Origin of the sequence: Kosakonia oryzendophytica (genome assembly GCF_900094925.1) — a bacterium.
In the GTDB taxonomy this organism is placed as follows: Bacteria; Pseudomonadota; Gammaproteobacteria; order Enterobacterales; family Enterobacteriaceae; genus Kosakonia; species Kosakonia oryzendophytica.
In genome coordinates, this window is record NZ_FMAY01000004.1 from 209,020 (window position 1) to 220,512 (window position 11,493).

General features: G+C 52.2%; 12 protein-coding genes and 4 tRNA genes. All 16 read right to left on the minus strand.

Features of this window, described 5'->3' with window-relative positions:
* Nucleotides 1-10: 10 nt before the first annotated feature.
* Nucleotides 11-1,054, minus strand: coding sequence for a quinolinate synthase NadA (gene nadA, locus GA0061071_RS09120; protein ID WP_088237196.1), 1,044 nt, complete (start codon nucleotides 1,052-1,054; stop codon nucleotides 11-13).
* 281 nt (nucleotides 1,055-1,335) lie between these two features.
* Nucleotides 1,336-1,411 (minus strand) — tRNA-Lys (locus GA0061071_RS09125).
* 4 nt (nucleotides 1,412-1,415) lie between these two features.
* A tRNA-Val gene (locus GA0061071_RS09130) sits at nucleotides 1,416-1,491 on the minus strand.
* A 40-nt stretch (nucleotides 1,492-1,531) separates the two neighbouring features.
* Nucleotides 1,532-1,607 (minus strand) — tRNA-Val (locus tag GA0061071_RS09135).
* A 127-nt stretch (nucleotides 1,608-1,734) separates the two neighbouring features.
* A tRNA-Lys gene (locus GA0061071_RS09140) sits at nucleotides 1,735-1,810 on the minus strand.
* A 165-nt stretch (nucleotides 1,811-1,975) separates the two neighbouring features.
* The gene (gene cpoB / locus GA0061071_RS09145) at nucleotides 1,976-2,782 is read right to left on the minus strand and encodes a cell division protein CpoB (RefSeq protein WP_061494504.1); all 807 of its coding nucleotides are present in this window, start codon (nucleotides 2,780-2,782) and stop codon (nucleotides 1,976-1,978) included.
* A gap of 9 nt (nucleotides 2,783-2,791) precedes the next feature.
* Complete coding sequence (gene pal, locus GA0061071_RS09150) at nucleotides 2,792-3,304, minus strand: peptidoglycan-associated lipoprotein Pal (RefSeq protein ID WP_061494503.1); 513 nt, start codon at nucleotides 3,302-3,304, stop codon at nucleotides 2,792-2,794.
* Between the two features lie 34 nt (nucleotides 3,305-3,338).
* Nucleotides 3,339-4,631, minus strand: coding sequence for a Tol-Pal system beta propeller repeat protein TolB (gene tolB / locus GA0061071_RS09155; RefSeq protein ID WP_061494502.1), 1,293 nt, complete (start codon nucleotides 4,629-4,631; stop codon nucleotides 3,339-3,341).
* A gap of 133 nt (nucleotides 4,632-4,764) precedes the next feature.
* A complete protein-coding gene (gene tolA / locus GA0061071_RS09160; RefSeq protein ID WP_088237115.1) occupies nucleotides 4,765-6,012 on the minus strand; it encodes a cell envelope integrity protein TolA in 1,248 nt (415 codons plus the stop codon).
* 39 nt (nucleotides 6,013-6,051) lie between these two features.
* Entirely contained in the window at nucleotides 6,052-6,480 is a 429-nt protein-coding gene (tolR, locus tag GA0061071_RS09165; RefSeq protein WP_061494500.1) for a colicin uptake protein TolR, read from the minus strand.
* 3 nt (nucleotides 6,481-6,483) lie between these two features.
* A complete protein-coding gene (gene tolQ, locus GA0061071_RS09170) occupies nucleotides 6,484-7,176 on the minus strand; it encodes a Tol-Pal system protein TolQ (protein ID WP_088237114.1) in 693 nt (230 codons plus the stop codon).
* A complete protein-coding gene (gene ybgC, locus GA0061071_RS09175) occupies nucleotides 7,173-7,577 on the minus strand; it encodes a tol-pal system-associated acyl-CoA thioesterase (protein ID WP_061494499.1) in 405 nt (134 codons plus the stop codon). The genes tolQ and ybgC overlap by 4 nt, the downstream gene beginning before the upstream one ends.
* A 148-nt stretch (nucleotides 7,578-7,725) precedes the next feature.
* On the minus strand, nucleotides 7,726-8,019 hold the full coding sequence (gene ybgE, locus GA0061071_RS09180; RefSeq protein WP_088237113.1) for a cyd operon protein YbgE: 294 nt from the start codon (nucleotides 8,017-8,019) through the stop codon (nucleotides 7,726-7,728).
* Nucleotides 8,019-8,132: a cytochrome bd-I oxidase subunit CydX gene (cydX, locus tag GA0061071_RS09185; RefSeq protein ID WP_004100325.1), complete on the minus strand. Its 114-nt coding sequence runs from the start codon at nucleotides 8,130-8,132 to the stop codon at nucleotides 8,019-8,021. Before cydX ends, ybgE begins: the two co-directional genes overlap by 1 nt.
* A gap of 14 nt (nucleotides 8,133-8,146) precedes the next feature.
* Nucleotides 8,147-9,286: a cytochrome d ubiquinol oxidase subunit II gene (gene cydB / locus GA0061071_RS09190; RefSeq protein ID WP_061494497.1), complete on the minus strand. Its 1,140-nt coding sequence runs from the start codon at nucleotides 9,284-9,286 to the stop codon at nucleotides 8,147-8,149.
* 15 nt (nucleotides 9,287-9,301) lie between these two features.
* Nucleotides 9,302-10,870, minus strand: coding sequence for a cytochrome ubiquinol oxidase subunit I (gene cydA / locus GA0061071_RS09195; RefSeq protein ID WP_061494496.1), 1,569 nt, complete (start codon nucleotides 10,868-10,870; stop codon nucleotides 9,302-9,304).
* Nucleotides 10,871-11,493: the final 623 nt, after the last annotated feature.

Sequence of the window (11,493 nt, forward strand, 5' to 3'; positions counted from 1 at the left end):
GGCCAACATGTTAAGAACGTAGTGTAGCTGCAAAATCAAGCATGCGGTTAAGTGGCAGCAGAGCGCCTTCCCGTAGGGCGGCATCAACATGGATCTCGTGTGCTGCACCGCCATTTTCCAGTCCTTCAGCAATCGCTTTCAGGCCATTCATTGCCATCCACGGGCAATGTGCACAGCTCCGGCAGGTCGCCCCCTCTCCGGCTGTTGGCGCTTCGAGCAACTCTTTCTCCGGCACGGCCTGCTGCATTTTGTAAAAAATACCGCGGTCGGTGGCGACAATCAGTTGCGAGTGCGGCAGCGTTTTAGCGGCATGAATCAACTGACTGGTCGATCCAACCGCATCCGCCAGGTTAACCACAGATTGCGGTGATTCGGGGTGTACGAGAATAGCGGCGTCCGGGTACAGCGCTTTCAACCGCATCAGCGCCTGGGTTTTGAACTCGTCATGCACAATACAAGCGCCTTGCCAACACAACACATCTGCGCCCGTTTGTTTTTGCACGTAGCTTCCCAGATGACGATCCGGTGCCCAGATAATCTTTTCGCCGAGGCTGTCGAGGTGCTCAATCAATTCAACCGCAATGCTGGAGGTAACAACCCAGTCTGCGCGGGCTTTGACCGCCGCCGAGGTGTTGGCATAAACCACCACCGTGCGATCGGGATGCGCATCGCAAAAAGCCGTAAATTCATCAATCGGACAACCCAGATCCAGCGAACATTCGGCATTGAGCGTTGGCATCAGAATGGTTTTTTCCGGGCTGAGAATTTTGGCGGTTTCGCCCATAAAACGCACACCCGCGACCAACAGCGTTGAAGCCGGGTGCTTCGCACCAAAGCGCGCCATTTCCAGAGAGTCTGAAATACAGCCGCCGGTCTCTTCCGCCAGTTGCTGGATTTCCGGATCGGTATAGTAGTGAGCCACCATCACCGCATTACGCTCTTTCAGCAGGCGTTTGATTTTTTCGCGGTAAAACGCTTTTTCATCCTGACGCAACGGCGCGGGTTTAGGAGGGAAAGGATAGATTGCAGCTTCGGGATCGAACATTACGCTCATCATGCTTACTCGTTTTGCTTGCTTAACTAAATAACCAGAACAACGGTTCATAATGGCGTCGTCGCGCCACGCGTGTTTTGTATACTAAACAAGATAGCTGATTACATAAAAAATGTCGTGGGGAATTTTCAAAAGTGCGCGGTTATGATCCGGCGAGATATACCTGTGGCCTCCTGGTGTGCTAAATGCAGAGCATTCCCTTTGGATGGTGGTTAGTGGTTGCCTCTATCCGAATCGGAAAACAGAAAGCAAAAAAGCGCCTTTAGGGCGCTTTTTTACATTGGTGGGTCGTGCAGGATTCGAACCTGCGACCAATTGATTAAAAGTCAACTGCTCTACCAACTGAGCTAACGACCCGAAGTGGTGGGTGATGACGGGATCGAACCGCCGACCCCCTCCTTGTAAGGGAGGTGCTCTCCCAGCTGAGCTAATCACCCACTTCGGTACTTCACTGATAAGAATTCGCTGGTGAGAAAGTGGTGGGTGATGACGGGATCGAACCGCCGACCCCCTCCTTGTAAGGGAGGTGCTCTCCCAGCTGAGCTAATCACCCGATACTACGCTGGATACTGCTTAAAGTGGTGGGTCTTACAGGATGATTCAGCTTTCGCTTCGTCTTTCGGGGCGTTGCTACGCAACGTTGTCCTTTACCTTCTGCATTACCACTACTGTTCAAAAGTTGGTGGGTCGTGCAGGATTCGAACCTGCGACCAATTGATTAAAAGTCAACTGCTCTACCAACTGAGCTAACGACCCAACTTTTGCATTGCTTCCGGTTTATGTGATATCCCGTGGCAACGGCGGCATATATTACTGATTTAAGAATTCAGCGCAACAACAATTTCGATGTAAATCACCTGACTGCTTATGATTCAGGCGACAAGACCAGAAAAAACACGATTTCTGGTCATGCGCTATGCATTACATCGAACCAAGGCGTTTTTGCGCTTGTTTGGCGCCATCGGTACCAGGGTATTTGCTGACCACCTGCTGGTAAACCGCTTTCGCTTTTGCGCTGTCCCCTTTGTCCTGCATGATTACACCGACTTTAAACATCGCATCGGGCGCTTTCGGCGACTTAGGGTAGTTCTTCACCACAGAGGCGAAGTAGTATGCAGCGTCGTCTTTTTTACCCTTGTTGTAATTCAACTGACCGAGCCAATAGTTGGCGTTCGGGATATAGGTTGAATCCGGGTATTTTTTGACGAAATTCTGGAAAGCAACGAGGGCATCGTCCTGGCGGGATTTATCCTGCACCAGCGCAATCGCAGCATTGTAATCGGTATTAGCGTCGCCGCTCTGCACAGGTGCGCCAGAAGTGGCCGCTCCCGTATTTGCTGCGCCGCTATCCGCTGCTGGAGCCTGAGCCGAACCACCCTGAGCGCCAGAAGCTTGCTGCGTCTGACCTGCGCCAGCACCGCTACCAAGATTGTTCATTTGCAACAGAATTTGCTTCTGCTGCTCAACAATCTGATTCAACTGATACTGACTTTCCTGGATTTGCCCACGGAGCGTATCAATATCGGCCTGATTATCAGAGAGTTGTTGCTGAAGTTGGGTTAAAAGCTGGCTGTGAGCATTGGAAATACGCTCGAGTTGAGTGACACGGTCTTCGACCGAGCCTGAGCCGACACTACTGATTGGCGCCTGAGCATTAGCGGCCCAGGGGGCCGCTATGCCAACCAGTAACGACAGACTCAACAGATGATGTCTGAAGTTACTGCTCATGCAATTCTCTTAGTAAACCAGTACGGCGCGACGGTTTTTAGCGTAAGCCGCTTCGTCGTGACCCAGTACTGCAGGTTTTTCTTTACCGTAAGAAACGATGGAGATCTGGTCAGCGGAAACGCCTTTACCCTGCAGGTACATTTTAACGGCGTTAGCACGACGTTCGCCCAGGGAGATGTTGTATTCCGGAGTACCACGTTCGTCAGCATGACCTTCTACGGTAACTTTGTAGGACGGGTTGCTACGCAGGAAGTTTGCGTGTGCGTCCAACATCGCAGCGAAGTCAGAACGGATGTCATACTTGTCCAGATCGAAGTAAACAATGTTGTTCTGCTGCAGCTGTTGCATCTGCAGACGAGCTTGTTCTTCGGAGGACATGTTGCCGTTACCGTTCATGCCAGTGCCAGCACCCATCATGCCTTCGCCGCTCTGGTCGCTTGCATTCTTGTGAGAAGAACATGCAGCGATTGCCATAACAGGCAGAGCCAGCATCAGGCCTTTCAGCACTTTGTTCAGTTGCATTTCCTTGATTCCTTTTATAATCAACTATTTATTATCACAGATACGGCGACCAGGCAGGGAATTTTACCTGTCCATCAGTTGCCGGAAGACGCGCTTTGAAACGCCCATCTGTAGAAACCAGATTCAGCACGGATCCCATCCCCTGAGAAGAGCTGTAGATTACCATTGTGCCGTTTGGTGCCAGACTTGGCGTTTCGTCCAGGAACGTTGACGACAGAACTTGTACGCCACCCGTTACCAGATCCTGCTTAGCGATGTGTTGCTGACCACCTTCAGAGCTCACCATCACCATAAATTTACCGTCGCTGCTGACGTCAGCATCCTGGTTCTGAGAACCCTGCCAGGAAATACGCTGCGCGCCACCACCGTTAACACTCACTTTATACACCTGCGGACGACCAGCCTGGTCAGACGTAAAGGCCAGGTTCTGGCTATCCGGGAACCAGGTCGGTTCGGTGTTGTTACTGCGACCATCCGTTACCTGGCGAATCTGGCCAGAACCGACGTCCATCACATAGATATTCAGACTACCGCTTTTAGAGAGTGCAAACGCCAGCTTAGAACCGTCCGGAGAGAATGCAGGCGCACCGTTATGACGCGGGAATGAAGCAACCTGACGGATGCTGGCATTCGCCAGAGTCTGGATAACCAGCGCGGAACGACCGCTTTCGAAGGTTACGTAAGCCAGTTTGGAACCGTCCGGAGACCACGCCGGAGACATCAGCGGCTGCGGCGATTTGTGCACCAGGAACTGATTGTAACCATCGTAGTCGGAAACGCGCAGTTCATAGGGGAACTGGCTGTTTGCGGTTTGCACCACGTAAGCGATACGGGTACGGAACGCGCCTTTAATGCCTGTCAGTTTTTCGAACACTTCGTCGCTGGCAGCATGAGCAGCGTAACGCAGCCACTGTTTGTTCACTTTAAAGGAGTTCTGCGCCAGCACGGTACCCGGTGCACCACCGGTATCAACCAGCTGATAAGCAACGTTGTAGCTGCCGTCAGGATTCGGGGTTACCTGACCAACGATCACTGCATCGATGCCCAGCGCCGACCATGCGGCAGGCTGAACTTCCTGAGCGCTACCCGGTTGCTGCGGCAGACGGGAACGATCGAGTGGATTGAATTTGCCGCTGTTGCGCAGATCTGCCGCAACAATGCCGCCTGCATCTTCAGGCGCAGCGCCAGGACCAGCCCACTGGAATGGCACAACGCCAATCGGGCGTGCCGAGTCCACCCCCTGGGTGATCTCGATACGTACTTCTGCATGCAGCACCGCTGCCCACAGCATCAGAAAACCAAATGCAACACGTAATGCCTGCTTCATCATATCTCCCTTATCCGGGCGGAAAACCCGCGATAATTTAGCAGAATTTTAACAAACTCAATAAGACAAAACTACCCGCGTCAGGACACCCTTCGCACGATTTCCCCTCGCAGGCTGCGAGGGAAAGTGTACCTTAAGGTTTGAAGTCCAGCGGCGCATTTTTGAACACTTCGTACACTGCCTGGCTCGGCGGCTTCGGCATTTTTGCCTGTTTTGCTGCAGCAAGCGCAGCCTGGCAAAGTGCCGGATCGCCACCTTCCGACTGAATATCTAACAGCATGCCATCAGGCGCCAGCTTGACGCGTAATGTACAGGTTTTCCCCGCATAGGAGGAAGCATCATAGAAGCGGCTTTCAATCGCCGATTTAATCTGCCCTGCGTAGTTACTGATATCCGCGCCGGAAGCGCCGTTATTCTTAGTGTTACCCGAACCGGCTGGCGACGCGCTGTTTCCTTTCGCACCTCCGCCCGTTTTCGGCGCATTCTTACCGGAACTTAAATCGCCAAACAGATCGTCCACGCCTTCAGCAGCCGCGGCTTTCTCTGCGGCGGCTTTCTTGGCGGCAGCGGCCTTCTCTGCTGCTGCTTTTTTATCAGCAGCTGCTTTTTCGGCGGCGGCTTTCTTCTCAGCGGCTGCCTTTTCAGCGGCTGCCGCTTTCGCTGCAGCGGCCTTCTCTGCCGCAGCGGCTTTTTCTGCTGCTGCTTTTTCTGCAGCTGCTTTTTCAGCCGCGGCCTGTTTAGCCGCTTCAGCCTGCGCTTTCTTCTCGGCGTCAGCCTGGGCTTTCTTCGCAGCCTCTGCCTCCGCCTTTTTCTTCGCATCAGCAGCCGCTTTAGCCGCTTCGGCTTCCGCTTTTTTCTGTGCGTCGGCTGCGGCTTTTTTCGCGGCTTCTTCCGCTGCTTTAGCCTGGGCTTCCGCTTTCGCTTTCGCATCGGCAGCCGCTTTCGCCGCCGCTTCTTCAGCCTGTTTCTGCTGCTGCTGCGCTTTCTTCGCGGCTTCCTCAGCCTGCTTCTGCTGTTCGGCCTGTTCGCGCGCCGCTTCCTGCGCCTGCAAACGCTCCTGCTCCAGCTGTTTCAGACGCTCCTGCTCGGCGGCCTGCTTTTCACGCAGCTCTTCCGCCTGCTGTTGCGCCTGTTTTTCACGCTGTTCTTTGGCTCGTTGCGCACTGGCTTGCTGCTGCTGTTGGCGATTGTAATTATCAACAACAGCGCCCGGATCGACCATCACCGCGTCTATTGCTGAACCGCCACCGCCGCCCGCAGAAGCATCAATATGCTCATCGAACGAACTCCAGATCAGCAGCGCCACCAAAATCACGTGTAGCACTGCAGAAATGATTATCGCTCGCTTAAGCTTGTCGTTTTGTACGGTTGCCTTTGACACTCTCGGTTCCCAAAAACTGTCCGCCTGTTATGCCGGTGATCAGATAGGCTGCGTCATCAAGCCGACCGACTTCACACCCGCGCTATGTAACAGGTTCAGCGCTTTAATGATTTCATCGTACGGCACGTCTTTAGCGCCGCCGATCAAGAACACGGTTTTCGGATTGGATTGCAGGCGTCGCTGCGCCTCTGCAATCACCTGCTCTGGCGGTAGCTGATCCATACGATCTTTCTCTACCACCACGCTGTATTGCCCGACACCGGAAACCTCAATAATGACCGGAGGATCATCGTTGGTGCTGACCGTCTGCGACTGTGTCGCATCCGGCAGATCGACCTCAACGCTTTGCGTGATAATCGGTGCCGTCGCCATAAAAATCAGCAACAGCACCAGCAACACGTCCAGCAACGGTACAATGTTGATTTCGGACTTGAGGCCACGACTGCCCCGTCCACGCGATCTGGCCATGGCTTACTCCTTGTTGCTGTCGCTGCTGGCAAATGCCTGGCGATGCAGAATAGCCGTGAACTCTTCCATAAAGTTGTCGTAATTCAGTTCCAGCTTGTTCACGCGCTGGTTCAGGCGGTTGTACGCCATAACCGCCGGAATGGCCGCAAACAGACCAATAGCCGTTGCGATCAATGCTTCGGCGATACCCGGCGCGACCATCTGCAACGTCGCCTGTTTCACCGCACCCAGTGCGATAAAGGCGTGCATGATCCCCCACACGGTACCAAACAGACCAATATAAGGGCTGATAGAACCGACAGTGCCAAGGAAAGGAATGTGGTTTTCCAGATTTTCCAGCTCGCGGTTCATTGAAATACGCATCGCGCGCGAGGCACCTTCGACAATGGCCTCCGGCGCATGACTGTTAGCGCGGTGCAAGCGAGCAAACTCTTTGAACCCGCTATAGAAGATTTGTTCCGAACCGCTCAGATTATCCCGACGGCCCTGGCTTTCCTGATAAAGACGGGACAATTCAATGCCGGACCAGAACTTGTCTTCGAACGCTTCGGCTTCGCGCCCTGCTGCGTTGAGGATACGTGTTCTCTGGATGATGATAGCCCAGGATGCGATTGAAAAACCAATCAAAATCAACATGATAAGTTTGACCAGAAGGCTAGCCTTCAGGAACAAATCAAGGATGTTCATGTCAGTCACTGCTTAAACTCCGCGACAATAGACTTGGGAAGCGCACGAGGCTTCATTAAGAGTGGATCAACACAGACAATCAGCACTTCAGCTTCGTTCAGCACTTTGTTCTCTGCGTTGACGATCCGCTGCACGAAAACCATTGAGGTACCGCGCATTGATGTAACTTCCGTTTGGACTTCGAGCATGTCGTCGAGTCTGGCGGGTGCAAAATACTCCAGCGTCATTTTGCGTACCACGAAGGCGACGCGCTCAGCCAGCAGAGCCTGTTGGCTAAAGTGATGGTGGCGCAGCATCTCAGTGCGGGCTCTTTCATAAAAAGCAACGTAGCTGGCGTGGTAAACCATGCCACCGGCGTCGGTGTCTTCGTAGTAGACCCGAACCGGCCATCGAAACAGCGTTGTATTCACTTTACATCCCGGTAATGCAAAAAAAGTTAGAGCTTTTAAACTTCGCTACTATACGCGCGGGAAAGATGCTTTGGAATGGGTTCAAGTAAACGGAGAGTAAAAATTTATGGGCTTTTGCAAGCCCATGAGGATAGCGGATATTTCTTACTCAAAAGAAGAAAAAAAATAAACCAGCCAGTAATACCAGATCGGCAATCAGCGGGCAGAAAATCCCCTGCCAGTGAATCGCGCGTGGGCGAAAACCCACACCGTGGATCACCCCGGCGCACACTGCCCATATCAATAGCAGCCCGTGCCAGATTTCCAGTTCGCTGGTTTTGGCCGCGAATCGTGAAGGATCCCAAAAAATGCAGCCCGCCAGCAGTAATGCCATCACTAAGGAAAGGGCCCGAAGCGGGCCCTTATCCATTACCGCATACAGTTTTGCGATAATGTTATCCATCAATGTTCTTCTTTCCCGGCTTTGGTCGCTTCAACGTGTTCCAGCGCCAGCGCGGTAATTACTCCAAAAGCACAGGCAAGAAGCGTTCCTAAAATCCATGCGAAATACCACATATTCTGCTCCTTACTTAGTACATAGAGTGGGTATTGCTTTCAATGTGTTCTTTGGTGATACGACCGAACATTTTCCAGTAACACCAGATGGTGTAGAGCAGAACGATCGGCACGAACACCAGCGCCACATAGGTCATCAGGTTCAACGTCATCTGAGTGGATGTCGCATCCCACATGGTCAGGCTCGCATTCAGCATCGTGCTTGACGGCATGATGAACGGGAACATCGCAATGCCCGCAGTCAGGATGATGCATGCCAGCGTCAGTGAAGAGAACACAAACGCCCAGGCGGCTTTATCCAGACGCGCAGTCAGCACCGTCAGCAGCGGCAACACAACACCCAGCGCTGGCACCAGCCACAGCACAGGTGCAGCTTTAAAGTTGGTCAGCCATGCACCAGCCTGCAACGCCACTTCTTTTTTCAGCGGGTTAGAGGCGGCATGATGATCGATGGCAGAGGTCACCACATAACCGTCAATGCCGTAAATCACCCAAACCCCAGCCAGTGCGAAGCAAACCAGCGTAACCAGTGCGGCAATCTGCGACGTTGCGCGCACACGTAAATGCAGTTCGCCCACGGTACGCATTTGCAGATAGGTTGCCCCCTGCGTCAGAATCATCGCCACGCTCACCACACCAGCCAGCAGACCAAACGGGTTCAGCAGCTGGAAGAAGTTACCGGTATAGAACAGGCGCATATCGTTATCGAGGTGGAACGGCACGCCTTGCAGCAAGTTGCCAAACGCCACGCCAATCACCAGTGGCGGCACGAAGCTACCAATGAAAATGCCCCAGTCCCACATGCCGCGCCAGCGATTGTCTTCAATCTTCGAACGGTAATCAAAACCGACCGGACGGAAGAACAATGACGCCAGTACGAGGATCATCGCCACATAGAAACCGGAGAAAGCCGCAGCGTAAACCATCGGCCAGGCGGCAAACAGCGCGCCGCCTGCGGTGATAAGCCATACCTGGTTGCCGTCCCAGTGCGGTGCAATGGAGTTAATCATCACACGGCGTTCGGTGTCGCCACGACCCAGGATGCGGGTCAACATGCCCACGCCCATGTCGAAGCCGTCGGTGACCGCAAAGCCAATCAGCAGAATGCCGACCAGCAGCCACCAGATAAAACGCAATACTTCATAATCAATCATTTGACGACTCCTGTCTTAGCGTGCCGGCTGAGAAGCCACGGTGGACTGCTCGTAGTGATAGCGACCTGTTTTCAGGCTGCTCGGCCCAAGGCGAGCAAATTTGAACATCAGGAACACTTCCGCCACCATAAACAGCGTATAGAGGCCGCAAATCAGAATCATTGAGAACAGCAGATCGCCAACGGTTAACGACGAGTTAGCGACAGCGGTCGGCAGAACCTCACCAATCGCCCATGGCTGACGACCATACTCGGCCACAAACCAGCCTGCTTCGATGGCGATCCAGGGCAGCGGAATACCGTACAGCGCCGCGCGCAGGAGCCATTTTTTCTCACCGATGCGGTTACGAATCACGGTCCAGAACGAGATACCGATAATCAGCAGCATCAGTACGCCACATGCCACCATCAGGCGGAAGGCGAAATAGAGCGGTGCAACACGGGGGATAGAATCCTTGGTTGCCTGCTGGATCTGCGCATCAGTCGCGTCAGTCACGTTCGGGGTATAGCGTTTCAGTAACAGACCATAACCGAGGTCTTTCTTCACGTTATTGAACTGATCGCGAACGGCCTGATCGGTCGTGCCGGCACGCAGTTGCTCCAGCAACTGGTACGCTTTCATACCGTTACGGATGCGTTCTTCATGCTGCACCATCAGATCTTTCAGACCAATGACCGGGGTATCTACCGAACGAGTGGCAATAATCCCCAACGCATAAGGGATCTGGATAGCGAATTTGTTTTCTTGCTTATCCTGGTCAGGAAGACCAAACAGCGTAAAGGCTGCCGGCGCTGGCTGGGTTTCCCATTCAGCTTCGATAGCGGCCAGTTTGGTTTTCTGCACGTCGCCCATTTCATAACCGGATTCGTCACCCAGTACGATAACGGACAGCACCGCCGCCATACCGAAGCTGGCTGCAATAGCAAAGGAGCGCTTAGCAAATGCGATGTCGCGACCACGCAGCAGGTAGTAGGAGCTAATACCCAGGATAAAGATGGCACCACAGGTGTAGCCCGAAGCCACAGTGTGAACAAATTTCACCTGCGCAACCGGGTTAAGCACCAGTTCGGCAAAGCTCACCATTTCCATGCGCATGGTTTCAAAGTTGAAATCAGAGGCGACAGGGTTCTGCATCCAGCCGTTGGCGACCAGGATCCACAACGCGGACAAGTTGGAGCCGAGTGCGACCAGCCAGGTCACTGCCATATGCTGCACTTTGCCCAGACGATCCCAACCGAAGAAGAACAGACCTACAAATGTGGATTCGAGGAAGAAGGCCATCAGACCTTCAATGGCCAGCGGCGCACCGAAGATATCCCCAACATAGTGAGAATAGTAAGACCAGTTAGTCCCGAACTGGAACTCCATAGTCAGACCGGTTGCCACGCCCAGTGCGAAGTTGATACCAAACAACTTGCCCCAGAACTTGGTCATATCTTTATAAATCTGTTTGCCGGAAAGGACGTAGACCGTTTCCATAATGGCCAGCAGGAACGCCATACCGAGCGTCAGTGGCACAAACAGGAAGTGGTACATCGCGGTCAAGGCAAACTGTAAGCGCGACAGTTCGACTATATCTAACATCATGACTCCTTGCTCATCGCATGAAGACTCCGAGAGTAAACCCCAAGGTGAGGTTCACACGCATGCCCCAATACAAATTTGTTGCACCCTTTTAATCACCATCCTGAAAAGCGTGGACGATGAATGAAACAAGTTACAACCAGGTTAAGAAAAAAATCTAATTGATCTCTCGAATATATTACTCCGCAAAACCCTTACAATAAAAAGGTTTTTATTGCCTTTGTTTTACGTTTTTCGACAGTGATCAATTTATAGCGAATTTACCACTTTTCATCCAATTTGATCGGCGACAATTTAACGATTTTTGATGTTTTTTCCAAGCTTTTAAATATTGATTTAAATCAATATTATCTCGCTCTGTTAATTTTGTATATATCGTGTCTGCACCGTAAAAATCATGTTAATGACATGTTCATTTTAACGTCATTAATGGTTATCAATAGGCGAATAAAGATAAATATTGGCGAGGTAATTTAACGTTTGTCAGAAAGGGATAATGAAACGTCTCAGGTGTTATTTCATGGAATAATGAACCTTCCACTTATTCACCTTTGTGCTGATTTCACAATTATTTCACTTATTTAATTAACATGCTTAACACCACGAAGTGATTATTTGAAAAA

Coding starts and splice junctions, on each gene's coding strand:
- nadA (WP_088237196.1), bottom strand. CDS start 1,054: ATGAGCGTAATGTTCGATCCCGAAGCTGCAATCTATCCTTTCCCTCCT.
- cpoB (WP_061494504.1), bottom strand. CDS start 2,782: ATGAGCAGTAACTTCAGACATCATCTGTTGAGTCTGTCGTTACTGGTT.
- pal (WP_061494503.1), bottom strand. CDS start 3,304: ATGCAACTGAACAAAGTGCTGAAAGGCCTGATGCTGGCTCTGCCTGTT.
- tolB (WP_061494502.1), bottom strand. CDS start 4,631: ATGAAGCAGGCATTACGTGTTGCATTTGGTTTTCTGATGCTGTGGGCA.
- tolR (WP_061494500.1), bottom strand. CDS start 6,480: ATGGCCAGATCGCGTGGACGGGGCAGTCGTGGCCTCAAGTCCGAAATC.
- ybgE (WP_088237113.1), bottom strand. CDS start 8,019: ATGGATAACATTATCGCAAAACTGTATGCGGTAATGGATAAGGGCCCG.
- cydX (WP_004100325.1), bottom strand. CDS start 8,132: ATGTGGTATTTCGCATGGATTTTAGGAACGCTTCTTGCCTGTGCTTTT.
- cydB (WP_061494497.1), bottom strand. CDS start 9,286: ATGATTGATTATGAAGTATTGCGTTTTATCTGGTGGCTGCTGGTCGGC.
- cydA (WP_061494496.1), bottom strand. CDS start 10,870: ATGTTAGATATAGTCGAACTGTCGCGCTTACAGTTTGCCTTGACCGCG.